The sequence below is a fragment of the Ralstonia sp. NFACC01 genome, assembly GCF_900115545.1.
Classification (GTDB): domain Bacteria; phylum Pseudomonadota; class Gammaproteobacteria; order Burkholderiales; family Burkholderiaceae; genus Ralstonia; species Ralstonia mojiangensis.
Map to the genome: position 1 here is coordinate 124,181 of NZ_FOWV01000007.1, position 26,853 is coordinate 151,033.

A 26,853-nucleotide genomic window follows, 5' to 3' on the forward strand; every position below is an offset into this window, starting at 1 on the left:
CGCTTTCTCGGGCGAACCATCCCAGTCGTATGCAAACCCTGATTCTCAAGCCCGGCAAGGAGCGCTCGCTGCTGCGCCGGCACCCGTGGATTTTCGCCAACGCCATCGATCGCGTGGAAGGCAAGCCAGCGTCCGGTGCGACTGTCATCGTGCGCGCGCATAACGGCCAGTTTCTGGCGCGCGCCGCGTTCAGCCCCGTATCGCAGATTCGCGCCCGCGTGTGGAGCTTTGATGAAGCCGAGCCCGTCGATCACGCGTTCTTCAAACGCCGCATTGCCGCCGCCGTGGCGTACCGGCGCGCGTGGGTGCACGACACCGACGCCGTGCGCCTCGTCATGGGCGAAGCCGACGGCCTGCCCGGCCTCATCGTCGATCAGTACGGTACAGGTGATGCGGGCCAGCTCGTCTGCCAGTTCAGCGCCGCGGGCGTGGAGCACTGGAAGCAGGCGATCGTCGCCGCGCTCATCAAAGAGACGGGTTGCCCCAACGTCTACGAACGCTCCGATGTGAGCGTGCGCGAGCGCGAAGGCCTGGAGCAGATGACCGGCGTGCTGGCCGGTGCGGAGCCCGCCGCAGATCTGTCTGCCACCGAGCACGGCGTCCGCTATTACGTGGACGTGCGCGAGGGCCACAAGACCGGCTTCTACGTCGATCAGCGTGACAACCGTGCACTCGTCGGCGCGCTGGCCAAGGACCGCGATGTGCTGAACTGCTTCTGCTATACCGGCGGTTTTTCGCTGGCGGCGCTCAAGGGCGGGGCGCGCTCGGTGGTGTCGATCGACTCGTCGGGCGAGGCGCTGGCGGTGGCTGAGCGCAATGTCACGCTCAATGGCTTCGATCCGGCGCGCGCCGAATGGCTGGACGCGGACGTCTTCAAGTCGCTGCGCAACTTCCGCGCGGAAGGCCGCCAGTTCGACCTGATCGTGCTGGATCCGCCCAAGTTTGCAGCCTCGGCGCAGCAGGTCGATCGCGCGGCGCGCGCATACAAAGAGATCAACTTGGTTGGCATGCAGTTGCTGCGCCCGGGCGGTCTGCTGTTCACGTATTCGTGCTCGGGCGCCATCGACGCAGACCTGTTCCAGAAGATCGTCGCGGGTGCGGCGGCCGATGCCAAGGTGACGGCGCGCATCCAGCGCCGGCTGGCGGGCGGCGTCGACCACCCGCTGCTGACGAGCTTCCCGGAAGGCGAATACCTCAAGGGGCTGCTGCTCCAGATCGGCTAGCAATTTGTCGCAATTTTTGGCTTGTCCCGGCAAGCCTCCATTGCGAAGATGCGGTCCTTCGTCTTCCGCATCACGTGCATGGCTTCCAATGCTGCCCACCATGCGACGGGCTGGGCGGCAGGTCTGATTGCCGCCACCGCCGTCGCGCAGGCTTCCCATACGTCTCTCGAACATCTCGGCAGCATCCTGGCGTTTTGCGCGGCGATTGCCGGCAGCACCGCGCCTGACTGGATGGAGGTCGCGTGGTGGACGCGTGCTCGCCGCTTGTGGATCACGCACCGCACCGCCACCCACTGGGGCATTGGCTGGGTGGCGGTGCTTGTTTTGTCATATCAGGCGCTGGGCCACGGCCATCTGTGGGCGCCGTTGCTGTTCGGCTTCGCTTGCGGCGGGCTGATGCACCTGTTGGCGGACTGGCCCAATCCGCTGGGCGTGCCTTGGATCTGGGGGCGCCATTCCCTGAACTTGTGGAAGAGCGGTCGCTGCGATCTGATCGTGGTGATCCTGGCGTGGGCTGCGGCGTGCTGGCTGGTGCGGCCGCTGTGGGCGGCGACGGCAACGCGGGTGGTTGGATGGCTCGCCCACCAAGCGCGATGAGCCCAGCGTCTCGGCATTGTCTGATGGAAGCCGGGTCTGCGAACGACTAAGTTGGAACCGCCGGACGCCACGCGTCCGTATCCAACTTCGTTTGCGCAACGCTTGCGCAAACGCCCTCACCGGGAGTCGTCGATGACACTGGATGTGACGCGCCAAGACCCTCGCTACAACACGCTCAAACATGGCTTCAACCTGCGCTGGCCCTCGACGAATGCGCAGGCCGCCAGCCGCATCGCTCTCATAGAAAAGCCCGACGATGTGGCGCCCGCCGTGCAGCGCATCATCAACGCGGGCCAGCGCCCGACCGTGCGCAGCGGCGGGCATTGCTATGAGGATTTCGTCTCCAACAACCCCGACGGCACGATCGTCGACCTGAGCCTGCTCGCCACCCCCGAGGTGCGCGCCGACGGCTCGGTGCGCATTCCGGCCGGCACGCAGAACTGGAACGGCTACCTGGAGCTGTACAAGCGCCACAACGTGACGCTGCCCGGCGGCTCGTGCTACTCGGTGGGCGCAGGCGGGCATATTTGCGGCGGCGGTTATGGACTGCTCTCGCGGCTGCAAGGGCTGACGGTGGATTGGCTCTCGGCCGTGGACATCGTCACCGTGGACAAGACCGGCAAGGCGGCTGCCCGCACGGTGGATGCAGCGCACGATCCGGATTTGTTCCGAGCGTGTCGCGGCGCTGGCGGCGGCAACTTCGGCGTCGTCACGAGCTACACGTTCGCCAAGCTGCCGGCGGCACCGCAGGAAGTGGCGCTCGCCACCGTGGCCTTTGACTGGGCCACCATGACGCCGCAGCGCTTTGCCGAACTGCTGCGCATCTACGGCGAATACTGGGAGACGCGCGGCAAGGATCCGGACACGTGGGGCATGTTCTCGCTGCTCAAACTCACGCACAAATCGTCGGGGCAAATCGTGCTGCTCACGCAGTTCTGCAACCCGGATGGCACGTGCCGCGATCTCTCCGTCCTCAATGATTTTCTGAACCGCTTCCAGGCTTGCGCGCCCACGCCGGTCAAGGGGCGCCCGCCCGGCTACGGCCCCGCGCACAAGCAGGGCGTGGGGCAACTGCTCTGCTCCAAGCCGCACACCATCGTGCAATACGACTGGCTGACCGCCACGCAGTATCTGAACGGCTCGGGAGCCAATCAGCGCGGCAAGTACAAATCGGCCTACATGAAGCGCGGCTTCACGGCGCGGGAGGCGCAGCGCATCTACGCCCACCTCACGCGGACGATGCCAGGCGTCGACCTGAGCCAGTCGCTGCTGCAGGTCGATTCGTACGGCGGCGCCGTCAACAAGGCCGAGCGCATTGGCGACACCGCCGTGCCGCAGCGGGCGTCGATCATGAAGCTGCAGTACCAGACGTACTGGACGTCCGCCGCCGACGATGCCGGCCACCTGCGCTGGATCAGCGATTTCTACCGCGACGTCTACGGCGCGCCCGATGTGCCCGCGCCGCACAGCGGCACGCCATACCCCGGCGACCGGTACGAGGGCTGCTACATCAATTACCCCGACGTCGACATGCTCGCCTACCCGTTCTGGCCGCAGCTTTACTACGGCAGCGGCGACCTGTACGCGTTTCTGCAGGACGTGAAGCGCCGGTATGATCCGAACAACATCTTCCACCACGCCATGTCCGTGCGTGTTTGATGGAGCCATCCAATGACCAATCGTCTTCGTCGAACTTTCATGCAGTGGACCGGTAGCTTGCCTTTGCTGGGCGCTCTTCCCAAAACCGTCATGGCCCAGGCGGGCGAGCAATCCGCCGCGTCGGGCGCGCAGCCCGCAGGCAATGCACGCCCTCCCCGCTTCGCCTATGTCGGCACTTACACGTTCAATGCGCCGGGCGGCACCGCCGGTGGCCCGGCCGCCCGCGGCATCTATGTGCTGGCACCGCGCGGCGATGCATGGACGCAGGTGCAGGTCGTCGAAAGCGCCAATCCGTCGTTCCTCGCCGTGCACCCGAATCAGCGATTCCTGTACGCCATCAACGAACTTGAGGTGTATGAAGGTCGGCCGAACGGCAGCGCCGAGGCCTATGCGATCGACGCGCGCGACGGCAAGCTGACGCTGCTGAACCGCCAGCCGCTGTCACTGTCGGGCACGAACCCCGCACACGTGGTCGTGTCGCCGGACGGCAAGCACCTGTGCGTGTCGATCTACAGCGGCGGCGCGTACAACCTCCTGCCGATCGGCGAGGACGGCAAGCTCGGCACCGTCTCCGGCATCTTCAAGGACACCGGCTCCGGCCCCCGCCCCGAACAGGAAGCGCCGCACGCGCACATGATGCTGTTCGACACCACCGGCCAGCACGTGATCGGCACCGACCTGGGCACCGATCGCATCAACGTATTTGCCATCGAGGGCGGCAAGCTAGCCCCGCGGGATCGCGCGCAGCTCAAGCCCGGCAGCGGCCCGCGCCACCTGGCGCTGCATCCGCAAGGCAAGCTGCTCTACGTCATCAATGAACTCGAGGGCTCAGTCGCCTGCCACGGTTACGACCCCGCCACCGGCCACGTGCAGGAGGAGCGCCAACGCATCTCTACCACCCCTGCCGACTACACCGGCCAGAAGAGCGGCGCCGAACTGCTGATGCATCCGTCGGGGCGGTTCCTCTACGCCAGCAACCGGAAGCTGAAGTCGGATCACCCGCTGGCCGACAGCGTGGCCGCATTCAGCATTGACGCCTCCGGCAAGCTCGCGCCGCTTCAGTACTGGAGCGAAGGTGTGCACTTCCCGCGCGCGATGACGATGGCGCCCGACGGCAGCTACGTCTACGTGCTCAACCAGAAGGGCGACACCCTCCTGCGGCTGCGCATCGACGGACAAACCGGCAAGCTGGACCAGCCCGTGGTGGTGGCAAAGGTGCCGACGCCCGTGTGTCTGGTGTTCGCGGCATAAGCGGTAGCGAAGCGCGAAAAGAAACCCCGGGGCGGCGCAATGCCGCCCAATTGCAACTCAATTGCAGCAACCCGCGCCACGTGGGACAATCCCGCGCATGAACAGCCGGCCCCCGCGCGACGATCTCGCCACTCCGCAATCCCATTCGCCTGAAGAGGCTGCCCGCGCACGCCTGCGTGGCCTGGGTAGCCGCGTGACCGAGCCCCGCGTGCGCGTGCTTGCCGTGCTGATGCAGGGCGCCGATCCGCTCTCGCACCAAGCCGTGTGCGACGCACTGCCCGACGATTCGGGCATCGACCGTGTGACGGTCTACCGCGTGCTCGACTGGCTCGTGGCAGGCGGCATCGTCCACAAGACGGCGGGGGCGGATCGTGTCTTCCGCTTCAGCCTTGCCGAGCACGACGCCGCGCGCGAAGCGGCGCACCGCTCGCACAGCCATTTCCACTGCACGCAATGTGGGCGCGACTTCTGCCTGGAGGGCGCCGAGCCGCCGGCCATGCCGAAGGCCGGCCTGCCCGCCGGCTTCGCGGCCGACCATGCTGAACTCACCATCAAGGGCGCTTGCGCGGATTGCGCGCATCTGGCGGCCCATCACAAGACAGGAAACGCACCATGTCCAAAATGATCCCGGTCACCATCCTGACGGGCTTTCTCGGCAGCGGTAAGACGACGCTGCTCAAGCGCATCCTGACCGAACAGCACGGCATGAAGATCGCCGTGATCGAAAACGAGTTCGGCGAAGAGAACATCGACAACGACATCCTCGTGCAGGACGGCAACGAGCAGATCGTGCAAATGAGCAACGGCTGCATCTGCTGCACCATCCGCGGCGATCTGGTGAAGGGGTTGTCCGACCTGCTCACGCGCCGTGACAACGGCCAGATCCAATTTGATCGCGTGGTCATCGAAACCACCGGCGTTGCGAACCCCGGCCCCGTTGCCCAGACGTTCTTCATGGACGACGAGATCGCCAGCCGCTACCTGCTGGATGCCGTCATCACGCTGGTCGATGCCAAGCATGGCAACATGCAGCTCGACAAGCAGGAAGAAGCGCAGCGCCAAGTGGGCTTTGCCGATGCCATCTTCATCACCAAGAGCGATCTGGTGTCCGCCGACGATGTGGACGCACTGCGCCACCGCCTGCTGCATATGAACCCGCGCGCCCCGATCCGCACCGCCAATTTTGGTGAGGCGCCGATCGACACGATTTTCGACCTGCGCGGCTTCAATCTGAACGCCAAGCTGGAGATCGATCCCGACTTCCTGCGCGAAGACGATCATGACCATCACCACGAGCATGATCACGACCACGCTTGCTCGGCCGACTGCGACCACGATCACGATCATGGTCATCAACATGGCCACGGTCACCACCATCACCACGGCCATGCGCACCACACGGACCGCATCGCCTCGTTCGTCTTCCGCAGCGAACGGCCGTTCAATTACACCAAGCTGGAGGAATTTCTCTCCGGCGTGCTGAATATCTACGGCGAGAAGCTGCTGCGCTACAAAGGCGTGCTGTATATGGAAGGCGTCGACCGCAAGGTCGTGTTTCAGGGCGTGCACCAGCTCATGGGCAGCGACGTGGGGGGCAAATGGGACGGCGAGACCCCTTCTAACCGCATGGTGTTCATCGGTGTGGACCTGCCGCGCGAAACGATTCTGAAAGGATTGGAGAACTGCCTGGCCTGATTCCGGCGCTTTTTCCCTCCTTTTGGGTGGCCCCGCCGCGCGGTTTCAGGCAGAATCCGGGCCGGATTTTGTGTCCGTGTTTCTCCGATAGTTCGGTTAATATCGTTCAGCTACAATAGGTCGATTTAGAAGCACGTCGTCCGAAGCACGTCCGATAGGAGAGCAGGCGATGGTGACTAAGACCAAGGAAGGACGCGGCGCCAACGGCGGTGCCGGGCGGTCCGAAACGGAGTCGGCAGCAGCCCAGGCTGCGCCAGCCACCCGAAAAAAAGCGGCAGGGGGCGCCGCTGCGGGAGAGGCAAAAGGAGGCGCGCGGGGCGGCAAGTCCGCCGCAAGCCAGAATGAGTCCGGCGCATCCCCGCGCAAGGACGACGCGACAGCCGAGACGGCGCGCGACTTACCAGGATCATCTGCAGCAACCATGAGCAGCAAGAAACTACTCACCGAAGCCGAAATCCTGAAGATGAGCGACAAGGATTACATGAACGAGGCGCAGCTCGCCTTCTTCAAGGACCGGCTTGTAAAAATGCGCGATGAAATTCTCGCGAACGCCAACCAGACCACCGAGCACCTGCGTGAGACGGTGATCGTGCCGGACCCGGCTGACCGTGCCACCATCGAAGAGGAGCACGCGCTGGAGCTGCGCACGCGCGATCGTGAGCGCAAGCTGCTCAAGAAGGTCGAACAGTCGATTGCGCGCATTGATGCCAACGACTACGGCTACTGCGACGAGACTGGCGAGCCGATCGGCATTCCGCGTCTGCTTGCTCGCCCGACGGCCACGCTGACGCTGGAGGCGCAAGAGCGCCGCGAAAAGCGCCAGAAGTTGATGGGTGACTGACGCAAGCGTCGCATTTGTCTGACGCATTCATTTGATTTGGCAGCCCGGTAACTCACCGGGCTGTTTGCTTTGTTTGGCCACGAACCGAGGCCGCTGATCATGTCCCGTCCGCTTCCCGTTACCGTGCTGTCCGGCTTTCTGGGCGCCGGCAAGACCACGCTGCTCAACCACGTGCTCGCCAACCGCGAGGGCAAGCGCGTGGCCGTGATCGTCAACGACCTGTCGGACGTCAACATCGACGCGCAGCTCGTGGGCGATGGTACGGCCACCAGTGCGCAGCTTTCGCGCACCGACGAACGCATGGTGGAGCTGTCCAACGGCTGCATTTGCTGCACGCTGCGCGAAGACCTGCTCGACGAGATCGCGCGCCTAGCCCGTGAAGACCGCTTCGACTATCTGCTGATCGAATCAACCGGTGTGGCCGAGCCGCTGCCGATTGCCGAGACGTTCACGTTCGAAGACGCTGAAGGCGAGGTGCTGTCCGACCTTGCGCGCCTCGACACGATGGTCACCGTGGTCGATGCCCAGCACTTCCTGGTCGATTACGATGCCGCCGATTTTCTGGCCGACCGCGGCCAGGCGCGTGATGAAGACGACGACCGCACCGTCGTCGACTTGCTGATCGAACAGGTCGAGTTTTGCGACGTGATTGTGCTCAACAAGATCGACCTCGTGAGCGATGCCGAGCGCGAGCGCCTGGCCAGCATCCTGCACTCGCTGAACCCGCGCGCGCGCATCGTGCCGGCGTCCTTTGGCAAGGTGCCGCTGGACGAGATCCTCAACACGCATCGGTTCGATTTCGATGCCGCATCGGCGGCACCTGCGTGGCTGGCCGAGCTGCGCGGCGAACATGTGCCCGAAACTGAAGCGCTCGGCATCGGCAGTTTCGTCTATCGCCGCCGCGTGCCGTTCCACCCGCAGCGTCTGTGGGATCTGATGCACACCGAATGGCTGCGCGAGCATGGCCGCGTGTTGCGTTCGAAGGGCTATTTCTGGCTGGCTTCACGCATGGACACGGCGGGCAGCTGGGGCCAGGCCGGCGGCGTGATGCGTCACGGCGGTGCCGGCGCGTGGTGGGCAGCGGTGGATGAAGCCGAATGGCCCGACGAGGAAGAAGCCCGCGCAGACATTTCCGAGAAGATGCACGACAACGGTGCGCCCGCGCGCTGGGGCGATCGTCGCCAGGAATTGGTCTTCATCGGTACCGATCTGGATGAAGCCGCGCTCACTGCGCAGCTCGATGCCTGCCTTCTGACCGATGCCGAGATGGCTGCCGGACCCGAAGCATGGGTCGCGCTGGCCGATCCCTTCCCCGCCTGGGCCTACGACGACCACGACGACACGGAGTGGGACGACGACCACGATCACCAACACGGTGACGACTGCGACTGCGGGCACCATCACTGAGCGCGCAGACCCCCTGCTTCATCGACGTTGACACCGGCGTCGTCCGGTCCCGACAATCCCCGAACGTTTTGCTTTCGTCATAAACTACGGGGAGTCGTCATGTCGGTCCTGCGTCTGCTGCGCGCCGCGAACCTGGTCGCTGCGCTGTCTTTTGCCACGACGCTCTCGGCGCTCACGCCGATTGCGGCGCATGCCCAGCCGGCATCCACGTTGGTGATTGGGCTGTCGAGCGACATCACTTCGCTCGATCCGCACTTCCACAACGTCACGCCCAATTCGAACGTGGCCGAGCATATGTTCGAGGCGCTGATCGCCAAGGACGAGAAGATGCGTCTCAAGCCGGGCCTCGCCACGTCATGGAAGGCTCTGAGCGATACGGTATGGGAGATCAAGCTGCGCCCTGGCGTGCATTTCCATGACGGCAGCGAATTCACCTCGGCCGACGTCGTCTATTCGCTGGCGCGCCCGGCCACCATCAAGAACAGCCCATCGCCGTTCACGATCTACACGCGTGGCTTCAAGGACGTGACGGCGGTCGACAAGCTGACCGTGCGCATCACCACGAACGGGCCATACCCGCTGGTGCCGAACGATTTGTCGACCGTCTACATGGTGTCGAAGAAGGCCGTCGAAAAAGCCGCCGCGGACGATTTCAACAACGGCCGCGCCATGATCGGCACCGGGCCGTACAAGTTCGTCTCCTTCAACCGCGGCGATCGCGTGGAACTCACGCGCTTTGATGGCTACTGGGGCAAGAAGCCGCAATGGCAGCACGTGACGCTGCGCATCCTGACGGCCGACGCGCCGCGCGTGGCGGCGCTCCTGGCGGGCGACGTGCAGGTCATCGAGAACGTGCCGAGCTCGGACATCAAGAAGCTGTCGACCAACCCGGCGGTGACGGTGTTCAAGATGCCGGTGTTCCGCATGATGTATCTGCACATGGATTCGAACCGCGACGTGTCGCCGTTCGTCACCGACAAGGCCGGTAAGCCGCTGCCGAAGAACCCGCTCAAGGATGCACGCGTGCGCGAGGCGATCTCGCTGGCGATCTCGCGCCAAGCCATCGTCGATCGCGTAATGGAAGGCGCTGCCGAGCCCACTGGCCAACTCGTCAACAGCGCGCTGTTCGGCCACGTCCCGGGCCTGAAGGCACCCGTGGCAGACCCGGCCGCAGCGAAGAAACTGCTCGCCCAGGCCGGCTACCCCGATGGCTTTGCCATCACGCTGCATGCCACCAACAACCGCTATCCGAACGATGACCGCGTCGCACAGGTGATCGCTTCGATGCTTTCGCGGGTGGGCATTGCCACCAGGGTCGAGACGCTGCCGTCAGCGTCGTTCTTCACGCGGGCGAACAAGCTGGACTTTTCGTTTCTGCAGGCTGGTTGGGGCGCGGATACCGGCGAAGCCAGTTCGAGCCTGAAGGCGCTGCTGGCCACCTATGATCCGGGGCGTGGTTGGGGCGCGTCCAATCGCGGACGCTATTCAAATCCAGCGCTTGACGCCAAGCTGGCCGAAGCCCTGCAGACCTTGGACGACAGCAAGCGCGAGAGGCTGCTGCAGGAAGCCACGGAAATCGGCATGCGCGATTACGGCGTGATTCCGCTCTACTTCAATATCAACGTGTGGGCGGCCCGCAAGGGCTACACGGTGATACCGCGTCTGGATGAGCGCACCTACGCGTTCGATGTGACGCAGTGAGGCGTAAGGCAACGCCAAAAAGCGATTTTCGGCGCACAAAAAGTGTGCGCTGTGACGGAAATCAGGCTTGAAATCCTCGGGGCTGGCGTCAAGTATGAAGTTCTTTGGCCGGCCCGCTGGGGGCCGCGCCAAGCCGGACCCCTAGGAACAAGCGCATGGAACAGTATCACGGCACCACCATCGTCAGCGTGCGGCGCGGCAACCAAGTCGCGCTCGGCGGCGACGGCCAGGTCACGCTGGGCAATATCGTGATGAAAGGCTCGGCTCGCAAAGTGCGCGCCATCTATGATGGCAAGGTGCTGGTTGGCTTTGCAGGCGCCACTGCTGACGCCTTCTCCCTGCTGGATCGTTTTGAGGCCAAGTTGCAGAAGCATCAGGGCAACCTGCTGCGCTCCGCTGTCGACCTGGCCAAGGACTGGCGCACCGATCGCGCCCTGCGCCATCTTGAGGCGATGCTGATCGTCGCCGACCGCGAAGCCACGCTTGTCATCACCGGCAACGGCGATGTGCTCGACCCGGAAGGCGGTATCGCTGCCATCGGCTCGGGCGGCTCGTATGCACAATCGGCCGCCAAGGCGCTCATGGAGAACACCGACCTCGCTCCGCGCGATGTGGTGGAAAAATCGCTGCGCATCGCTGGCGAACTCTGCATTTATACCAACACCAATTTCGTGATCGAGACGCTCGAATAATCGAACGCCTTCATCGACAGGATTCCCATGTCTGAAACCATGACGCCGTCAGAAATCGTCTCCGAACTCGACAAGCACATCATCGGCCAGCACAAGGCCAAGAAGGCTGTGGCCGTGGCGCTGCGCAACCGTTGGCGCCGCCAGCAGGTGGGAGACCCGCTGCGCCAGGAAATCACGCCCAAGAACATCCTGATGATCGGCCCGACCGGCGTGGGCAAGACCGAGATCGCCCGGCGCCTGGCCAAGCTGGCCGACGCACCGTTCATCAAGATCGAGGCGACCAAGTTCACCGAGGTGGGCTACGTCGGCCGCGATGTCGACACCATCGTGCGCGATCTGGCCGAGATGGCCGTCAAGCAGACGCGCGAATCCGAGATGAAGAAGGTGCGCGCCAAGGCCGAAGATGCGGCCGAAGATCGCATCCTCGACGTCCTGATCCCTCCGCCGCGCGACATCGGCTTTGCGCAGCCGGAAGAGAAGGATTCGACCGCGCGCCAGACCTTCCGCAAGAAGCTGCGCGAAGGCCAGCTCGACGACAAGGAAATCGAACTGGAAGTGTCGGCCGGCACGCCGAGCATGGACATCATGGGCCCGCCCGGCATGGAAGACATGACCGAGCAGATCCGCTCGATGTTCGCGGGCCTGGGTCAGGGCAAGAAGAACCGTCGCAAGATGAAGGTGAAGGAAGCCTTCAAGCTGTTGATCGACGAAGAGGCCGCGAAGCTCGTGAACGAAGATGAGCTGAAGCAGAAAGCGGTGGCCAACGTTGAGCAAAACGGCATCGTGTTCCTGGACGAGATCGACAAGATCGCCAGCCGCAGCGAATACGGCGGCGGCGAGGTGTCGCGCCAGGGCGTGCAGCGCGACTTGCTGCCGTTGGTGGAAGGTACGACCGTCAACACCAAGTACGGGATGATCAAGACCGATCACATCCTGTTTATTGCGTCAGGCGCGTTCCATCTGTCCAAGCCGAGCGACCTGATTCCTGAATTGCAAGGCCGCTTCCCGATTCGCGTGGAGCTGGATTCGCTGTCAGTGGAGGATTTCCGCGCGATTCTCACGCAGACCGACGCGAGCCTCACCAAGCAATATCAGGCACTCTTGAAGACGGAGGGTGTCGATCTTGTGTTTGCCGAAGACGGTATCCGCCGCTTGGCCGAGATCGCATGCTCGGTCAACGAAAAGGTCGAGAACATCGGCGCACGCCGTTTGTACACGGTGATGGAGCGGCTGCTTGAAGATCTGTCGTTCCACGCACACAAATCGTCCGGCGAGACCGTGACCATCGACGCTGCGTACGTCGACGAGCGCTTGAACGAGCTGTCTGGTAACGAAGATCTGTCGCGCTACGTGCTGTAAGCGTGTAAGCAACGCATTCCATATGTCCTGCGGGCCGCATCGGAGACGATGCGGCCCGTTTTGTTTGGGCACCCGCCAAGCCAAGCCTGGCAAGGATTTGCTCAGAATCGTGCGTGGTCAGGTCCGTTATCTGCTGAAGAAGGTGGTGCCGCACAGACAATGCGCGCCGCGCACCTGGCGTGCGCGATTCCAACCACGACAAGGAGAGAAGCGTATGAAACCGATCCAACGCCTGGCCCTGTGTTGCGTGCTTGCCTGCGCCCCGTTGGGCATCGCCCACGCCCAGCTCACGCCCGCGCCAACCGGCCCCGCCGGTGCCTCAGCACCGAACGATGCCAAGCGCGCCGCTTACGACAGTGCCGTCAAGCAAGCCGATGCCAATTACAAAGCCGCCAAGGACAAGTGCGACGCGATGAAGGGCAATGACCACGACGTCTGCCGTGCGCAGGCCAAGGGCGATTACAACGTTGCCAAGGCCAATGCGATGGTGGAGCGCGATGGCACTGAGGCCGCCCGCAACCGCGCCGCCAAGGAAAAGGCCGAAGCCGACTACGACGTCGCCAAGACGAAGTGCGATGCCATGAAGGGCAACGAGAAGGACACCTGCGTGAAAGACGCCAAGGCCGCCTACACGCGTGCCAAGGGTGGCGAAGAGGTGAGCCACGCCAAGGCCACAGGCAATGCCAAGGATGTCAGCGAAGCGCGCCGCGACGCCGTCAAGGACACCAACGACGCCAATTACAAGGCTGCGAAGGAGCGCTGCGACGCCATGTCCGGCGATGCCAAGACGAAGTGCCAGAACGACGTCGCCGCCAAGTTCAAGAAGTAAGCCGTACGGAAGTGCCTACACGGGCGGCCTGCGGGTCGCCCCTGCTTTGTCTCAATCTCACAATCGCAACGGAGGACGTATGAACTGGGACCAGATCGAAGGTAAATGGGATCAGGCCAAGGGCAAGGTCAAGGAGAAGTGGGGCCAGCTCACCGACGATGACCTGACCGTGATCCGCGGCAAGCGCGACCAGCTCGCCGGCAAGATCCAGGAACGCTACGGCTACACGAAGGAACGCGCCGAAGACGAGCTCAAGGCGTGGGAGCGCGATACCCGTTGGTGATGCGGCGCTGATGTGGCGTCACGCGGCCGGCGTCTATTTGGCGACCGGCCGCTTGCCCAGCTTGCGCTGCAGCGTGCGCCGGTGCATGTTGAGCGCCCGTGCGGTGGCGGAGATGTTGCCGCCGTGCTCGGCCAGCACGCGCTGGATGTGCTCCCACTCCAGTCGTGCGACCGACAGGGGCGCGGGGTTTTCCATCGTCTGCTCCGCCACGGCTTCAGACACGCCAACCTGCAGCGCCAGCAGAATCGAATCGACGTTGGCCGGCTTGGCCAAGTATTCGTCAGCTCCCAGCTTGACCGCCTGCACGGCGGTGGCAATGCTCGCGTAGCCCGTGAGAATCAGCATGCGCGCGTCGGGCAGCGCCTGGCGCAATGGGGCTATCCAGTGCAGGCCCGAATCCGTGCCGCCATGGGGCATCAGGCCCTTGTCGCTCGCGGCCAAGTGCAGATCGACAGTCACATACGAAAAGCGTGTCTGGCGTGCGAGGGCCAACGCTTCCCCCCCCGTGTGCGCGATCTGCGGAGCAAAGCCGCGACGCGTGAGCGCACGCGCCAGCGTCTGCGCAAAGACGTCGTCGTCATCGAGGATCAGAAAGGGGGCGGGCTGCTGCATGGTGTTCTCCGGGGCCGTACGTGCGCGGGGCTGCGTCAGGCCGTCTCGTTATGTGAAGAGGGTGGGCGCGCCAATGATGGGGGCGGCCGCGTGTTCCATCGGACCGCCAATCGGCAGTCGGAGTTCGGCAATGGCGCCTTGCGGCGGGTTCGGACGGAGCACCACGGTACCACCCAGGCGGCGCGCAGTGGTGGAGGCAAGATACAGCCCGATGCCGTGCCCCCCGTGCCGGCTTGGCACCGGTGTGCGGCCCAGCGAGGTTCGCAGGTCTTCCGGCAAACCCAACCCCGTATCAACGATGGACAGCACGATCTGCGGCGGCATATCGCGGAGGATGTCCGGGTTGGCGTCGATCTTGGCCGTCAGCAGCAGCGGCACCAGATCGCGCCCGGCGTGCTGCTGGCTGCGAGCTGCGTTGTCCAGCAGGATGGTAAGGATCTGGCCGACGCTCACTGCATCCAATTCGACCGCCTGTGCCGCCGGCGACGTCTCCGTGTGCAGGCGAATGTCCGGATGCCGCAGCTGCCACGTCTGCGTGAAATCGGGCAACCATTGGCCGAGTGGCTCGGGCGCGCCGTCGTTGGGTTTGCGTTGCAGACGCGCGAGAGCGGCGCGGCACAGTTCAAGTTGCTGCTCGATGGCGCGCAGGTCTTCGCGGTACGGGCCGAGCGGGGAATCGGGCTGCTTTGCGTCGTGCTGCAGCTCGCCGGCGATGACGGCCACGGTAGACAGCGGCGTACCCATCTCGTGCGCCACGCTCGCGCCTTGCGACATCAGGGCTTCGATGCGTTGCTCGCGCAGCAGTCGCTCGCGCGCTTCGGTCAATTGCGCGTCGCTCTCGCGCAAAGCGGCAGACAGCCGCGCCGTAAAGCCGGCGATCATCGCGCTGCTGGCCACGAAATCGATCCACATGCCGGCCAGGTGATACGCCACCGCATCGGCCTGGTTCGCCAGCTTCAGCGGGATGTAGTTGCCGAGCATCATGCTGTAGGCGGCCAGCGCATACAGCGTCAGGCCGACCACGTGTGCGATCGGCAGCATGGCCGCCGCAATCGCCAGCGCCGGCAGATAGAACGAGACGAACGGGTTGGTCGCGCCACCCGTGAAATACAGCAGGGCGGACAGCGCGGTCAGGTCCACCAGCAATTGAACGGTGATCTCTATATGCTGCACGGGCCGGTTGCGCCGCACCCGCCATCCGGTGAGCAGGTTAAACAGCGCATGCAGGCCCATCACGCTCAGCAGCGGCACCACCGGCAGTTGCACGCCAAATACCAGCGGCGCCAGCAGCATCAGGACCAGTTGGGTGGCCAGCAGGCTCCATCGCAGCCAGAAGAGGCGGCGTAGACTGGAAGCGTCCAGCAGTGGCGCGGCAAGAGACAGGGTGGAAAGCATGGTGGACAAGTGTAAACGTGCGCACCGCGCGGTTCTCCGTGCGGCGATGCGTCAATCAGCCGCACAATTGTGCACCCAACCTATCTCCCCACAGACGCTGTGCTTTAATGCGCAGCACGTTTGTCCCCGACAGGAGCCCTTGATGATGACGTCCCGATCGATCCGTTCTTCCGCTTGCCTGGCTGTGCTTACTGCTGGCCTGCTCGCAAGCGCCGCCGCTTTTGCACAGGTCACGGTGCAGGATGCCTGGGTGCGCGGCACGGTGCCGGGCCAGACATCCAGCGGCGCGTTCATGACGCTGCAATCGGCCGACGGTGCCAAGGTGGTGGGCGTGTCGACGCCCGTGGCCGGTACGGCCGAGATCCACGAGATGAAGATGGAAGGCGACGTGATGCGCATGCGCGCGATGCCCTCGCTGGATCTGCCCAAGGGCCAGACGGTGCAGCTCAAGCCGGGTGGCTACCACGTGATGTTGATGAACCTGAAACAACCGCTGGTGAAGGACACCACCGTGCCGCTCACGCTCAAGGTGGAGCTGGCCGACAAGCGCGTCGTCGAGCAGAAGGTCGAGGCCCGCGTGCGCGACCTGACCGCCGGCAACATGCCCGCCATGAACCACGGCGGCGAACACAAACATTGATGGCTTGCGGCGAGTGTCGCTTCAAGCCACGTAAGGAAGCATTCCCATGGCTAACAAGACACTGGGCACTCGCCAGAAACTGACGTTCCGCATCGAACCCTCGACGAAGGCCGGCACTGCGCGCCCGCGCAACTTTCTCGTGCCGCTTGCCCGCGGCCGCAAAGCCGGGGCCCACACCGAAGGCGGCCACGCGGAGCGCCAGCGCGGCCGGGCCGACGTCCGCCGCGCACTGCGCACGCTGGACGACGACAGCAAAGACAAAGACTGATCAACTCGCTTCAGGCGCTGCCTTTGCCTGCGCAATCGCTTCGCGCAGACAACGCTGGCAGCGGCAGCCCTGTCCCGGGCGCCGCGCGCTGGCGGGCAGCGTTTCTTCGGACATGCACCAGCACGTCGTGTCGGGCTGCGTGCCGTCGCCGATGGCGCCGCAGCGCAAGTCCGCGCCGCACATCGCACATACGGTGTTGGCAGCCGGCGCAGTCACGCGGGGTTGCTCCCGTCGTCGTCTTGCCCGAGCTTGTGCATCGCTTGGCGCAAAAATCCCATCTGATGCGAGAACCGCGTACACGCATCGCAGGCAAACAGATGCACGCGCAGGCGTAGCCGCTCGCCTGTGGACAGGTCGCGGTCCATCTTCGACACCAGCATGCGGTGGGCTTCTTTGCAGGTGGGCAGTCCCCAGCGGTTCGGCATGGTCGTTCTCTGTGATGCGGCTTAGGTGCGCTTACGGGCGATTCAGGCAGCGGCAGGCTGATTGCCGAACCAGTGCAGGTCAAGGCACTCGCGCAGGCGCATGCGGGCGCGATAAAGCAGTGCCCAGGCATTGGTCGCGGTGATCTGCAATTCCTGACAGATTTCGTCGGTTTCCAGCTCCAGCCACTCGCGCATCATGAAGACGCGGCCCACCCGCGGCGGCAGTCGATCAACGCACATTTGCAGCACGTCGAAGAACTCGCGCCGTGACAGCGCGGCATCGGGGTCGCCCCAGTCGGACGGCGGGCGGGTGTAGTGGCCATCGGCGGCGAAGAGGCTGTCGAAGACCGCTTCGTCGGAACGCATGCCGGCCTCGTCGGATTCACCGCCCGCAAGCAGCGAGACGCGCACTTCGCGCCGCCCCGAGCGGATCGCATCGATGATCTTGTGCTTGAGGATGCCGATCACGTACGTCTTGAGGGAGGCGTTGCCGGCAAAACGCTCCGGGTGTTCGAGCACCGCCAGGATGGTGTCGGCCACCGTGTCTTCAGCCAGGGCCGAGTCACGCAATTGCAGTTGCGCAAAGCGCAGCAGGTGAGGGCGCAGCGCGTCGAGTTGGTCGGGTGCGATGGCCATGTTTCCCCAGGGTGTTCTTTCGTGGCAACGGTATGGCAGGCACGCAAGGTGCGCCACCAGACCGTAGCGCCTTTTCTTGTAAAATCGCGCCTGCCGAAAATGGGCTGCTTCGTTTTTGTAGCACGCGACATTCGGCGCTCCATCATACCCGCCCAACCGGATGTCACCGTCATGACCGCTTCTGCTGCCCCCGACCCTGCTGGCCTCGCCCCCGAACTCGCGCACGTTGCGCCGGCGTTGAAGGCTGAAATTCTCGCGCAGGCCCTGCCTTACATTCGCAAGTTCCACGGCAAGACCATCGTCATCAAGTACGGCGGCAACGCCATGACGGAGGAAAAGCTCAAGCACGGCTTCGCGCGCGACGTGATCCTGCTCAAGCTGGTCGGCATGAACCCGGTGGTGGTGCACGGCGGCGGTCCGCAAATCGACGAAGCGTTGAAGAAGGTCGGCAAGCAAGGCACCTTCATCCAGGGCATGCGCGTGACCGACGAAGAGACCATGGAAGTGGTCGAGTGGGTGCTCGGCGGTGAAGTCCAGCAGGACATCGTCATGCTGATCAACCAATACGGCGGCCAGGCCGTCGGTCTGACCGGCAAGGACGGCGGCCTGATCCGCGCCAAGAAACTGAAGATGCCGGACCGCGAGCGCCCGGGCGAGTTTATCGACATCGGTTTCGTGGGCGATATCGAGACGATCAACCCGGCCGTGGTCAAGGCGCTGCAGGACGACGCGTTCATTCCGGTCATTTCGCCCATCGGCTTCTCAGACGAAGGCCAGGCTTACAACATCAACGCGGACGTCGTGGCTGGCAAGATGGCCGAGATTCTGAAGGCTGAGAAACTGGTCATGATGACCAACATTCCCGGCGTGATGGACAAACAGGGCAACCTGCTGACCGACCTGTCGGCACGCGAGATCGACGAGCTGTTTGCCGACGGTACGATCTCGGGCGGCATGCTGCCGAAGATTTCGTCGGCGCTGGATGCTGCCAAGAGCGGTGTGAACTCGGTGCACATCGTCGATGGCCGTATCGAGCACTCGCTGCTGCTGGAAATCCTGACCGAACAGGCGTTCGGCACGATGATCCGCTCGCACTGATGCGAACCACTCGGGCGGTGCGGGTGCGCCATGCTGCGCGCGCCTTCCCGCGCGAGGTGCCGGCGGGCTCCCCACCCGCCCGGCAGCCGGTCTGGCTGTTCGACCTCGACAACACACTTCACCACGCATCGCACGCGATCTTTCCGCAGATCAACCGGCTGATGACGGCGTACGTGGCGCGCGTGCTCGGCACGGACGACGCCACCGCCAGCCAGGTGCGCGTGGATTACTGGCGCCGCTATGGCGCCACGATTCTGGGCATGGTCCGCCATCACGGCGTCGACCCCGCTGATTTCCTTGCCGAGGCCCACCGCTTTGAAGACCTGCGCGCCATGGTGCGCGCGGAGCGCGGCCTCGCCCAGTTGCTGCGCGCCCTGCCGGGGCGCAAGATTCTGCTGACCAACGCGCCGGCCGCCTACGCGCGCGAGGTGCTGCGGCTCATTGGCCTGAAGCGCGCGTTCCTGCGCGAAATTGCCGTCGAGCACATGTGGGTGCACCGGCGCCTGCGTCCGAAACCTGACCCGCTGATGCTGCGCCGGTTGCTCGCACGCGAACGTATTGCGCCATCGCGCGCCATCCTCGTCGAAGACACGCTTTCTCACCTCAAACGCTATCGGCGCCTGGGGATTTGCACGGTATGGGTGACGGGTTATCTGCGGCGCGTGCCGCCCGGCGTGCAGCCGACTTCCGCTGCCGATGCATTGCATCCAATGCAAGCGACGGCAGTTGGCGCGCGTGCAAATTCACCACATCAACCGGCCGCCACACCGATTTTGTTCGCCAACCGGCCCGGCTATGTGAGCGTGAAAGTAAAATCGGTGCTTCAACTAAAACGAAGGCTTGTTCGACGCGGCTAGGCAGTGGTAACTCCGCGCTCGGAACGGGAGAGGGGCCAGGAAGTCATGAGCAACGCGCAAACGGAGTTTCCGACCGCCGAGCCGGTCGCGGACGTCGCCATAGAAGCACCGCCGGTACGCAAACGCCCCCGCCCGGGCGAGCGCCGCGTGCAGATTCTGCAGACGCTTGCCGGCATGCTCGAGCATCCGCGTGGTGAAAAGATCACAACCGCGGGCTTGGCTGCACGGCTGGATGTCTCCGAAGCGGCGCTGTATCGCCACTTCGCCAGCAAGGCGCAGATGTTTGAAGGGCTGATCGAATTCATCGAGCAGACCGTCTTTGGCCTCATCAACCAGATCACCTTGCGTGAGGAACACGGCCTGCGCCAGGCGCATGCCATCGCGCACATGCTGCTATCGTTTGCCGACAAGAATCCGGGCATGACGCGCGTGCTGGTGGGCGACGCGCTGGTCGGCGAAGACGAGCGCCTGCCCGAGCGCATGGCGCAGTGCCTGGATCGCATTGAGGCGTCGCTCAAGCAGAGTCTGCGCATGGCGGTCACGCAGGGGGCCTGGCCGGCGGATGCCGACATCGCTTCGCGTGCCAACTTGGTCGTATGTGCGGTGCTGGGACGCTGGCATCGGTACGCCAAGAGCGGCTTCCGGAAGTCTCCGGTGGAAGGTGCGGATGCGCAGTTGCGGGTGCTGTTGGCCTGAGCGTGCTTCGTCCCAAGTAAAAGCCCCGCGATGCGGGGCTTTTTTGTTGCGTGCAGCGTTGGTCAGCCAATGGTGCGCACCGCTTCCGCCAGCGTATGAAATCGCGCCGCAATCTGCTCCGTTTCCACGTGGCCATAGCCAAGCAGCAGCCCCGGCAGGCGGCGCGCATCGTTCTGGTAATAACGTGAGAGAGGCCGGGTGACGACGTCATTGGCGAGTGCCAGATTAGCAACAGCCACATCGTTGGTGCCGGCCGGCAAGCCCAGCACGAGATGCAGGCCCGACGCGCCGTCATGCACGGGCAGTGCGTCGCCAAACTCGTGGGCGATGGACGCCAGCAGCGTCTCGCGCCGTTCCGCATACACCCCACGCATGCGCCGGATGTGAGAGACGAAATGCCCCTCCGCAATGAAGTCTGCCAGCACGGCTTGCGTGAGAATCTGGCCGCCGCGAAACATCTCCGACAGCCCCGTCGTAAACGCATCGGCCAGCGCGGGCGGCACGACCAGATAACCGATCCGCAAACTGGGGAACAGCACTTTCGAGAACGTGCCCATGTAGAGCACGCGCCCGCCTTCATCCAGCCCTTGCAGTGAGGGCAGCGGGCGGCTGCCGTAGCGGAATTCGCTGTCGTAGTCGTCTTCGACGATCCATGCATCGGTGGCGTGGGCCGTAGCCAGCAGCGCGCGGCGTCGCGCGAGGCTCATCACCGAACCGAGCGGGTATTGGTGCGATGGCGAGACCACCATGAGCTTCGGCGGCTTGCTGCGCTGACGCCCGCGTGTGGGGATGTCGAAGCGCATGCCTTCGTCGTCCACCGGCAGGGGCACGGTGCGCACGCCCGCAGCGGTGAGTACGCTGCGCACGCCCCAGTAGCCGGGGTCTTCGATCCATGCGCTGTCGCCGGCGTCGCACAGCAGTTGGGCGATGAGCTGGAGCGACGGGTGAATGCCTGCAGTGATGATGATTTGCTCGGGCTCGCACCGCACGCCACGCGCGGTGCGCAGGTAATCGGCCAGCGCGGTGCGCAGCGGCAGGTAGCCGGCGCCAACGGGATACGTCAGCAGCGCGGGTGAAGGCTTGCGCAGCAGCCGGTTGTGCAAGCGCGACCAAATGCGCGCCGGAAACATCCGCACCTCCGGCACGCCCGGCATGAAGGCGCCCCATTGGCGCGAGCTGGCACCTGCATCGCGCACCAGCGCACGGCCGCGCATGGAGAGCATCGGCGCGGACGGCGTGGCCGCTTCAGTGATCGGCGCGGGCGCCACTGCGGCAACCGCTGCAGCCGGTGCGGGGGCGGCGTCCAGCCGGTCTGGCGCGGTATCGGCGACGAAGGTGCCGCTGCCCACGCCCGCCGACACATAGCCTTCCACGCCGAGTTGCTCATAGACGTGGATGACCGTGTTGCGCGCAATGCCCAGCTCGGTAGCCAACTGTCGCGATGACGGCAGGCGCGTGCCCGGCTGCAGCTCGTCGCGCAGGATGCCTTCCTGCAACACGCGGTACAGGCGACGGTGGTCGGGCTCGCCGCCCGGCTCTGCACGGTCGAAGCGGCGTTGCAGGTAGTCGACCAGCATGCTGGCGCGGTGGGTGGGTGAGTGGTCGGCCATGGTGCGCGATGGAACCAAAGTGGTTCTAAAAGAAAAACCTGATTGGGTCTTATTGTACAGAGCCAATGGGAACACACTGGCTCGCATCGCCTCTTTCTTGACCCAACGCACACGACCGCCATGAACGCCCGAGACCCGCAACAGAACGCCCAATGGAATGCCCGCCGTCTGGCCGCCACGCCGCGCGGCGTTGGTGTGATGACCGACCGCTACGCCGAGCGCGCCGAGAACGCCCTGTTCTGGGACGTCGAAGGCCGCCGCTACATCGACTTCGCAGCCGGCATTGCCGTGGTCAACACGGGCCATCGCCACCCGCGTCTGGTGCAGGCCGTGCGCGAGCAGCTGGATCACTTCACGCACACTGCTTTCCAGATCGTGCCGTACGGTTCGTACGTCGAGCTGGCCGAGCGTTTGAACGCGATCACGCCAGGCTCGCACGCCAAGAAGACCGCTTTCTTCACCACCGGCGCCGAGGCTGTGGAAAACGCCATCAAGATCGCACGGGCGCACACGGGCCGCCCGGGGGTGATCGCACTCACGGGCGCGTTCCACGGCCGTACGTTCATGGGCATGTCGCTGACGGGCAAGGTGGTGCCGTACAAGACGGGCTTCGGGCCGTTCCCGGGCAGCATCTATCACGTGCCGGCGCCTGTCGCACTGCATGGCGTGAGCACGCAGGATGCGCTTGACGCCATCCAGCGCCTGTTCAAGGCTGATATCGATCCGCGCCAAGTGGCAGCCATCATCTTCGAGCCGGTGCAGGGCGAGGGCGGCTTCTACCAGATGCCCGCCGATTTCGTACGCGCCGTGCGTGCGCTCTGTGACGAACACGGCATCGTGATGATCGCCGACGAAGTGCAAACCGGCTTTGCCCGCACCGGCAAGCTGTTTGCCATGGAGCACACCGGCGTGCTGCCGGACATCACGACGATGGCCAAGGGCCTGGCCGGCGGTCTGCCGCTGTCGGCCGTCACGGGCCGTGCAGAGATCATGGACGCGCCGGCTCCGGGCGGGCTCGGTGGCACCTATGCGGGCAACCCGCTGGCGGTGGCATCCGCACATGCGGTGCTCGACATCATCGCCGACGAGAAACTCTGCGAGCGTTCCGCCGCGCTGGGCGCACGGCTGGTTGACGCACTGAACGCTGCCAAGGCCAAACAGCCGCGCATCGCCGAAGTGCGTGGCGTGGGCGCGATGGTTGCTGTCGAATTCAATACGCCGGACGGCAAGCCGGACGCCGATTTCACCAAGCTCGTGCAGCAGCGCGCGCTCGAAGCCGGCCTGCTCCTCCTGTCGTGCGGCGTGTACGGCAACGTGATCCGCTTCCTGTTCCCGCTCACGATTGAAGACGCGGTGTTTGAAGAGGGCCTTGCCATCCTGCAACGCGCACTGGAGGGCTGACATCATGACCCGCACCGATTTGCCTAGCGCGCCGGTTACCCCGCCGATCGCACTGAAAGACCCTGGCCTGTGGCGCACGCAGGCGTTTCTCGCCGGCACCTGGGCCGATGCCGATGACGGCGCCACACGCGACGTGACCGATCCGGCCACCGGCCGCAAGATCGGCACCGTGCCCGGCATGGGCACCGCCGAAACGCGCCGCGCCATCGATGCCGCGCAGGTTGCGCAACGCGCCTGGCGCAAGGTGAGCGCACGCGATCGCGCCAAGGTCCTGCGCAAGCTGGCCGATTTGATGATGGAGCACCAGCAGGATCTCGCCGCCATCCTCACAGCCGAGCAAGGCAAGCCGCTGCCGGAAGCCGCCGGCGAAATTGCCTACGCCGCGTCGTTCATAGAATGGTTTGCGGAAGAAGCACGCCGCATTTATGGCGACACGATTCCTTCGCCGCAGGGCGATCGCCGCATCGTCGTGCAGAAGGAGCCGATCGGCGTGAGCGCGGCCATCACGCCATGGAATTTTCCCATCGCGATGATGACGCGCAAGGTCGGCCCGGCGCTGGCGGCCGGTTGCTCGATGGTCGTGAAGCCTGCGCTGGAAACGCCCTACTCTGCGCTCGCATTTGCCGAGCTGGCCGTGCGCGCTGGCGTGCCGGCGGGCCTGCTGTCCATCGTCACGGGCGATTCGCAGGCGATTGGCGGCGAGCTGACGTCCAACCCGATTGTGCGCAAGCTCAGCTTCACGGGCTCCACGGCGGTCGGTCGCTTGCTGATGCGCCAGTGCGCCGACGACATCAAGAAGCTGTCGCTCGAACTGGGCGGCAACGCGCCGTTCATCGTGTTTGACGATGCCGACGTCGATGCGGCCGTGGAAGGCGCGATGATCGCCAAGTACCGCAACGCAGGCCAGACCTGCGTGTGCGCGAACCGCTTCTACGTGCAACGCGGCATCTACGACACGTTTGCTGCCAAGCTGGCTGACGCGGTGCGTGCGCTGCGCGTGGGCAACGGCACGGAGCCCGGCGTGCAGCAGGGCCCGCTGATCCACATGCGCGCGATGGACAAGGTGCAACAGCATCTGGACGACGCCGTACGCCATGGCGCCCGCGTCCTGGTGGGCGGCAAGCCGCATGCGTTGTCCGCACAGGGCGGTGCGTTTTTCGAGCCCACCGTCGTCGTCGATGCGAAGCCTGGCATGCTGCTCGCGCATGAAGAAACGTTCGGCCCGCTGGCTGCGCTCATTCCCTTCGACACGGAAGAGGAAGCTGTGGCCGCCGCCAACGACACCGAGTTCGGCCTCGCTGCGTATTTCTACACACGCGATCTGGGCCGCGCCTGGCGTGTTTCGGATGCGCTGGAGTCCGGCATGGTTGGCGTCAATACGGGGCTGATCTCGACGGCGGAGGCGCCGTTTGGCGGCGTCAAGCAATCGGGGCTCGGCCGCGAAGGCTCGAAATACGGCATCGACGAATACCTGGAGATCAAGTACATCAACATGGCCGGCCTTTGACCAACGTATGACGGAGGATCGGACGCATCACGATGCGGTGATGCGTCCGCCGCAGCTTGCTCTATAATCACCTTCCTCTGGCGCGCCGATTTGACGACTGGCTTGCGGGCGCGCGGGAGTTCAGATATCCACGGATGTGGCCCTGGGCTCTCATTACAAATGCGGCTAAAGAGGTTCGGTCAGAGCGGGGGCGGTAAAAGCAAGCGCCCCACGTGCGCCACATGAGAACCCGATTGGTTGCGTGAACAGCGTTGCCGGTCGGGTTTTTTCTTTGGTGCCATGACAGACATCCAGGCTGACCCCGCGGTCACCGCAGCCGATGCGGCGCAGGCCGATACCTCCTCTCCGAAGGCACATCAGGGCAAACCGGCCAACGCCATCGGCCTGGTCGTGCCCGAGCGCATGCACTTTGCCGAGCCGCTGCAACTGCGCAACGGCTCGCAGATCAGCGGCTACGACCTGATGGTCGAAACCTACGGCACGCTCAATGCCGACCGTTCCAACGCTGTGCTCATCTGCCACGCGCTCAACGCTTCGCACCACGTGGCCGGCGTGCACGCCGAGGGCGAAGTCGGCTGGTGGGACAACATGGTCGGCCCCGGTAAGCCGGTCGACACCAACCGCTTCTTCGTCATCGGGGTGAACAACCTGGGTTCGTGTTTCGGCTCGACCGGCCCCATGAGCCCGCATCCGGAAACTGGCCTGCCTTATGGCGCACGCTTTCCCGTGGTGACGGTGGAAGACTGGGTGAACGCCCAGGCGCGCGTGGCCGATCGTTTCGGTATCCAGCAGTTTGCGGCGGTGATGGGCGGCAGTCTCGGCGGCATGCAGGCGCTGGCCTGGAGCCTGATGTATCCGGACCGGCTGCGGCATTGCGTGGTGGTGGCGTCCACGCCCAAGCTGTCGGCGCAGAACATCGCTTTCAACGAGGTGGCGCGCAGCGCGATTCTGTCTGACCCCGATTTTCACGGCGGCGATTACTACGCGCACAACGTCAAGCCCAAGCGCGGGCTGCGCGTGGCCCGGATGATCGGCCACATCACGTATCTGTCGGATGAAGACATGGCCGCGAAATTCGGCCGCGAGTTGAAGGCGCAAGACATCCGTTTCTCGTTCGACGTCGAGTTCCAGGTCGAGAGCTATCTGCGCTACCAGGGCGACAAGTTTGCCGAGTACTTCGATGCGAACACGTATCTGCTCATCACGCGCGCGCTCGATTACTTCGACCCCGCGCTGGCTTACGGCGGCAATCTGACCAAGGCCGTCGCGCATACCAAGGCGAGCTACCTCGTCGTCAGCTTCATGACCGACTGGCGATTCGCCCCTTCGCGTAGCCGCGAGCTGGTCAAGGCGCTGCTCGACAACAAGCATCCCGTCACCTACGGCGAGATCGACGCGCCGCACGGTCACGACGCTTTCCTTCTCGAAGACGCGCGCTACCACGCGCTGGTCCGCGCCTATTACGAACGCATCGCGCAGGAGATCGGCGCATGACAACGCAAACGCTGAACCCCGCTGCGCCGTCCGCGGTGCCGAACATCCTGACCGACCGCGCGGACTTTCGTGCCATCGCCCGCTGGATCGAGCCGCGCTCCACCGTGCTCGACCTTGGCTGCGGCGACGGCAGCCTGTTGCGCGTGCTGCAGGATGAGCTCGACGTGCTGGCCTACGGCATCGAGATCGACGACGCGGGCGTGCTGGCCTCCGCGAAAAAGGGCGTGCACGTGATCCAGCAGAACATGGAAGGCGGCTTGGCGCTGTTCGAAGACAAGAGCTTCGATACGGTCATTCTTTCGCAAACGCTGCAGACCATCCACAACACGGCGCAGGTGCTGCGCGAGATGCTGCGCGTCGGCCGCGAGTGCATCGTGTCGTTCCCGAATTTCGGCTACTGGCCGCATCGGCTGTCGATCTTCCGCGGGCGCATGCCGGTGTCCAAGTCGCTGCCGTACGAGTGGTACAACACGCCCAACGTGCGCGTGCTGACCATCCGCGACTTTGAAGCGCTGGCGCCCAAGGTGGGGCTGGTGATTCTCGATCGCGTTGTGCTGCACGAAGGCAGCGTGGTGCGCTGGGGGGCCAACTGGCGTGGCAGCGTGGCCGTGTACCGGGTGCGCGCGGGCTGATTGCCTCGGCAGCCGCAGGCGCCTCTGGTGTGCTGGTTTGTGCGC

General features: G+C 64.6%; 28 protein-coding genes. 22 read left to right on the top strand and 6 right to left on the bottom strand.

Annotation, left to right across the window (positions count from 1 at the left end; all coding sequences use genetic code 11):
- The first annotated feature begins 29 nt into the window (after positions 1-29).
- From BM136_RS18810 to BM136_RS18870, 13 genes are all read left to right on the top strand, one after another.
- A complete protein-coding gene (locus BM136_RS18810) occupies positions 30-1,223 on the top strand; it encodes a class I SAM-dependent rRNA methyltransferase (RefSeq protein ID WP_092974057.1) in 1,194 nt (397 codons plus the stop codon).
- Positions 1,224-1,301: 78 nt separating this feature from the next.
- Positions 1,302-1,820 carry a metal-dependent hydrolase gene (locus tag BM136_RS18815; RefSeq protein ID WP_175537169.1) on the top strand — a complete coding sequence of 173 codons (519 nt, stop codon included), beginning with the start codon at positions 1,302-1,304 and terminating at the stop codon, positions 1,818-1,820.
- A gap of 132 nt (positions 1,821-1,952) precedes the next feature.
- The gene (locus BM136_RS18820; protein ID WP_092974063.1) at positions 1,953-3,479 is read left to right on the top strand and encodes an FAD-binding oxidoreductase; all 1,527 of its coding nucleotides are present in this window, start codon (positions 1,953-1,955) and stop codon (positions 3,477-3,479) included.
- 12 nt (positions 3,480-3,491) lie between these two features.
- The gene (locus BM136_RS18825) at positions 3,492-4,730 is read left to right on the top strand and encodes a lactonase family protein (protein WP_092974066.1); all 1,239 of its coding nucleotides are present in this window, start codon (positions 3,492-3,494) and stop codon (positions 4,728-4,730) included.
- Between the two features lie 97 nt (positions 4,731-4,827).
- A complete protein-coding gene (locus BM136_RS18830) occupies positions 4,828-5,355 on the top strand; it encodes a Fur family transcriptional regulator (RefSeq protein WP_092974069.1) in 528 nt (175 codons plus the stop codon).
- Positions 5,343-6,425, top strand: a complete 1,083-nt coding sequence (locus tag BM136_RS18835; RefSeq protein ID WP_092974072.1) for a CobW family GTP-binding protein — start codon at positions 5,343-5,345, stop codon at positions 6,423-6,425. The genes BM136_RS18830 and BM136_RS18835 overlap by 13 nt, the downstream gene beginning before the upstream one ends.
- 421 nt (positions 6,426-6,846) lie before the next feature.
- Positions 6,847-7,266 (top strand): RNA polymerase-binding protein DksA, encoded by a 420-nt coding sequence (gene dksA, locus BM136_RS18840; RefSeq protein WP_024977044.1) that lies wholly within the window; start codon positions 6,847-6,849, stop codon positions 7,264-7,266.
- 99 nt (positions 7,267-7,365) lie between these two features.
- Positions 7,366-8,673: a zinc metallochaperone GTPase ZigA gene (zigA, locus tag BM136_RS18845; protein WP_092974490.1), complete on the top strand. Its 1,308-nt coding sequence runs from the start codon at positions 7,366-7,368 to the stop codon at positions 8,671-8,673.
- Positions 8,674-8,772: 99 nt separating this feature from the next.
- Positions 8,773-10,374: an ABC transporter substrate-binding protein gene (locus BM136_RS18850; RefSeq protein ID WP_092974075.1), complete on the top strand. Its 1,602-nt coding sequence runs from the start codon at positions 8,773-8,775 to the stop codon at positions 10,372-10,374.
- A 155-nt stretch (positions 10,375-10,529) separates the two neighbouring features.
- Positions 10,530-11,066 carry an ATP-dependent protease subunit HslV gene (gene hslV, locus BM136_RS18855; RefSeq protein WP_004628261.1) on the top strand — a complete coding sequence of 179 codons (537 nt, stop codon included), beginning with the start codon at positions 10,530-10,532 and terminating at the stop codon, positions 11,064-11,066.
- 27 nt (positions 11,067-11,093) lie between these two features.
- Positions 11,094-12,425: an ATP-dependent protease ATPase subunit HslU gene (gene hslU, locus BM136_RS18860; protein WP_024977040.1), complete on the top strand. Its 1,332-nt coding sequence runs from the start codon at positions 11,094-11,096 to the stop codon at positions 12,423-12,425.
- Between the two features lie 214 nt (positions 12,426-12,639).
- Entirely contained in the window at positions 12,640-13,254 is a 615-nt protein-coding gene (locus tag BM136_RS18865) for a hypothetical protein (protein WP_092974078.1), read from the top strand.
- A 79-nt stretch (positions 13,255-13,333) separates the two neighbouring features.
- Positions 13,334-13,537, top strand: a complete 204-nt coding sequence (locus BM136_RS18870) for a CsbD family protein (protein ID WP_024977038.1) — start codon at positions 13,334-13,336, stop codon at positions 13,535-13,537.
- 33 nt (positions 13,538-13,570) lie between these two features.
- On the opposite strand, the gene BM136_RS18875 is transcribed toward BM136_RS18870, so the two are convergent.
- Positions 13,571-14,149 (bottom strand): response regulator transcription factor, encoded by a 579-nt coding sequence (locus tag BM136_RS18875; protein ID WP_024977037.1) that lies wholly within the window; start codon positions 14,147-14,149, stop codon positions 13,571-13,573.
- A 48-nt stretch (positions 14,150-14,197) separates the two neighbouring features.
- Positions 14,198-15,544 carry an ATP-binding protein gene (locus BM136_RS18880; RefSeq protein WP_092974081.1) on the bottom strand — a complete coding sequence of 449 codons (1,347 nt, stop codon included), beginning with the start codon at positions 15,542-15,544 and terminating at the stop codon, positions 14,198-14,200.
- Positions 15,545-15,686: 142 nt separating this feature from the next.
- Here BM136_RS18880 and BM136_RS18885 point away from each other — a divergent pair, with 142 nt between their 5' ends.
- Together BM136_RS18885 and BM136_RS18890 are read left to right on the top strand one after the other, a co-directional pair.
- Positions 15,687-16,184 (top strand): copper chaperone PCu(A)C, encoded by a 498-nt coding sequence (locus BM136_RS18885; RefSeq protein WP_175537170.1) that lies wholly within the window; start codon positions 15,687-15,689, stop codon positions 16,182-16,184.
- A 46-nt stretch (positions 16,185-16,230) separates the two neighbouring features.
- The gene (locus tag BM136_RS18890) at positions 16,231-16,452 is read left to right on the top strand and encodes a hypothetical protein (protein ID WP_092974084.1); all 222 of its coding nucleotides are present in this window, start codon (positions 16,231-16,233) and stop codon (positions 16,450-16,452) included.
- Here BM136_RS18890 and BM136_RS18895 read toward each other — a convergent pair whose 3' ends face one another.
- From BM136_RS18895 to BM136_RS18905, 3 genes are read right to left on the bottom strand one after another with little or no spacing between them, the layout of a single operon-like run.
- Entirely contained in the window at positions 16,453-16,668 is a 216-nt protein-coding gene (locus BM136_RS18895) for a cysteine-rich CWC family protein (RefSeq protein WP_092974087.1), read from the bottom strand.
- Complete coding sequence (locus BM136_RS18900) at positions 16,665-16,877, bottom strand: zf-HC2 domain-containing protein (protein ID WP_027678660.1); 213 nt, start codon at positions 16,875-16,877, stop codon at positions 16,665-16,667. The genes BM136_RS18895 and BM136_RS18900 overlap by 4 nt, the downstream gene beginning before the upstream one ends.
- A 42-nt stretch (positions 16,878-16,919) precedes the next feature.
- Positions 16,920-17,513, bottom strand: coding sequence for a sigma-70 family RNA polymerase sigma factor (locus tag BM136_RS18905; RefSeq protein WP_092974090.1), 594 nt, complete (start codon positions 17,511-17,513; stop codon positions 16,920-16,922).
- Positions 17,514-17,684: 171 nt separating this feature from the next.
- Here BM136_RS18905 and argB point away from each other — a divergent pair, with 171 nt between their 5' ends.
- From argB to slmA, 3 genes are read left to right on the top strand one after another with little or no spacing between them, the layout of a single operon-like run.
- Complete coding sequence (gene argB, locus BM136_RS18910) at positions 17,685-18,611, top strand: acetylglutamate kinase (protein ID WP_092974093.1); 927 nt, start codon at positions 17,685-17,687, stop codon at positions 18,609-18,611.
- Complete coding sequence (locus BM136_RS18915; RefSeq protein WP_092974096.1) at positions 18,611-19,468, top strand: HAD-IA family hydrolase; 858 nt, start codon at positions 18,611-18,613, stop codon at positions 19,466-19,468. The genes argB and BM136_RS18915 overlap by 1 nt, the downstream gene beginning before the upstream one ends.
- Before the next feature lie 45 nt (positions 19,469-19,513).
- The gene (gene slmA, locus BM136_RS18920; RefSeq protein ID WP_045205124.1) at positions 19,514-20,164 is read left to right on the top strand and encodes a nucleoid occlusion factor SlmA; all 651 of its coding nucleotides are present in this window, start codon (positions 19,514-19,516) and stop codon (positions 20,162-20,164) included.
- A 62-nt stretch (positions 20,165-20,226) separates the two neighbouring features.
- Here the strand turns inward: slmA and BM136_RS18925 are convergent, their stop codons facing one another.
- The gene (locus BM136_RS18925; protein ID WP_092974099.1) at positions 20,227-21,741 is read right to left on the bottom strand and encodes a MocR-like pyridoxine biosynthesis transcription factor PdxR; all 1,515 of its coding nucleotides are present in this window, start codon (positions 21,739-21,741) and stop codon (positions 20,227-20,229) included.
- Between the two features lie 153 nt (positions 21,742-21,894).
- Between BM136_RS18925 and gabT the strand changes: the two genes are divergently transcribed.
- From gabT to metW, 4 genes are all read left to right on the top strand, one after another.
- Complete coding sequence (gene gabT, locus BM136_RS18930) at positions 21,895-23,175, top strand: 4-aminobutyrate--2-oxoglutarate transaminase (RefSeq protein ID WP_092974102.1); 1,281 nt, start codon at positions 21,895-21,897, stop codon at positions 23,173-23,175.
- A gap of 4 nt (positions 23,176-23,179) precedes the next feature.
- On the top strand, positions 23,180-24,682 hold the full coding sequence (locus tag BM136_RS18935) for an NAD-dependent succinate-semialdehyde dehydrogenase (RefSeq protein WP_092974106.1): 1,503 nt from the start codon (positions 23,180-23,182) through the stop codon (positions 24,680-24,682).
- Between the two features lie 279 nt (positions 24,683-24,961).
- Positions 24,962-26,176 carry a homoserine O-succinyltransferase MetX gene (locus tag BM136_RS18940; RefSeq protein WP_092974109.1) on the top strand — a complete coding sequence of 405 codons (1,215 nt, stop codon included), beginning with the start codon at positions 24,962-24,964 and terminating at the stop codon, positions 26,174-26,176.
- Positions 26,173-26,808 carry a methionine biosynthesis protein MetW gene (gene metW, locus BM136_RS18945; protein WP_092974112.1) on the top strand — a complete coding sequence of 212 codons (636 nt, stop codon included), beginning with the start codon at positions 26,173-26,175 and terminating at the stop codon, positions 26,806-26,808. The genes BM136_RS18940 and metW overlap by 4 nt, the downstream gene beginning before the upstream one ends.
- The last annotated feature ends 45 nt before the right edge of the window (positions 26,809-26,853 follow it).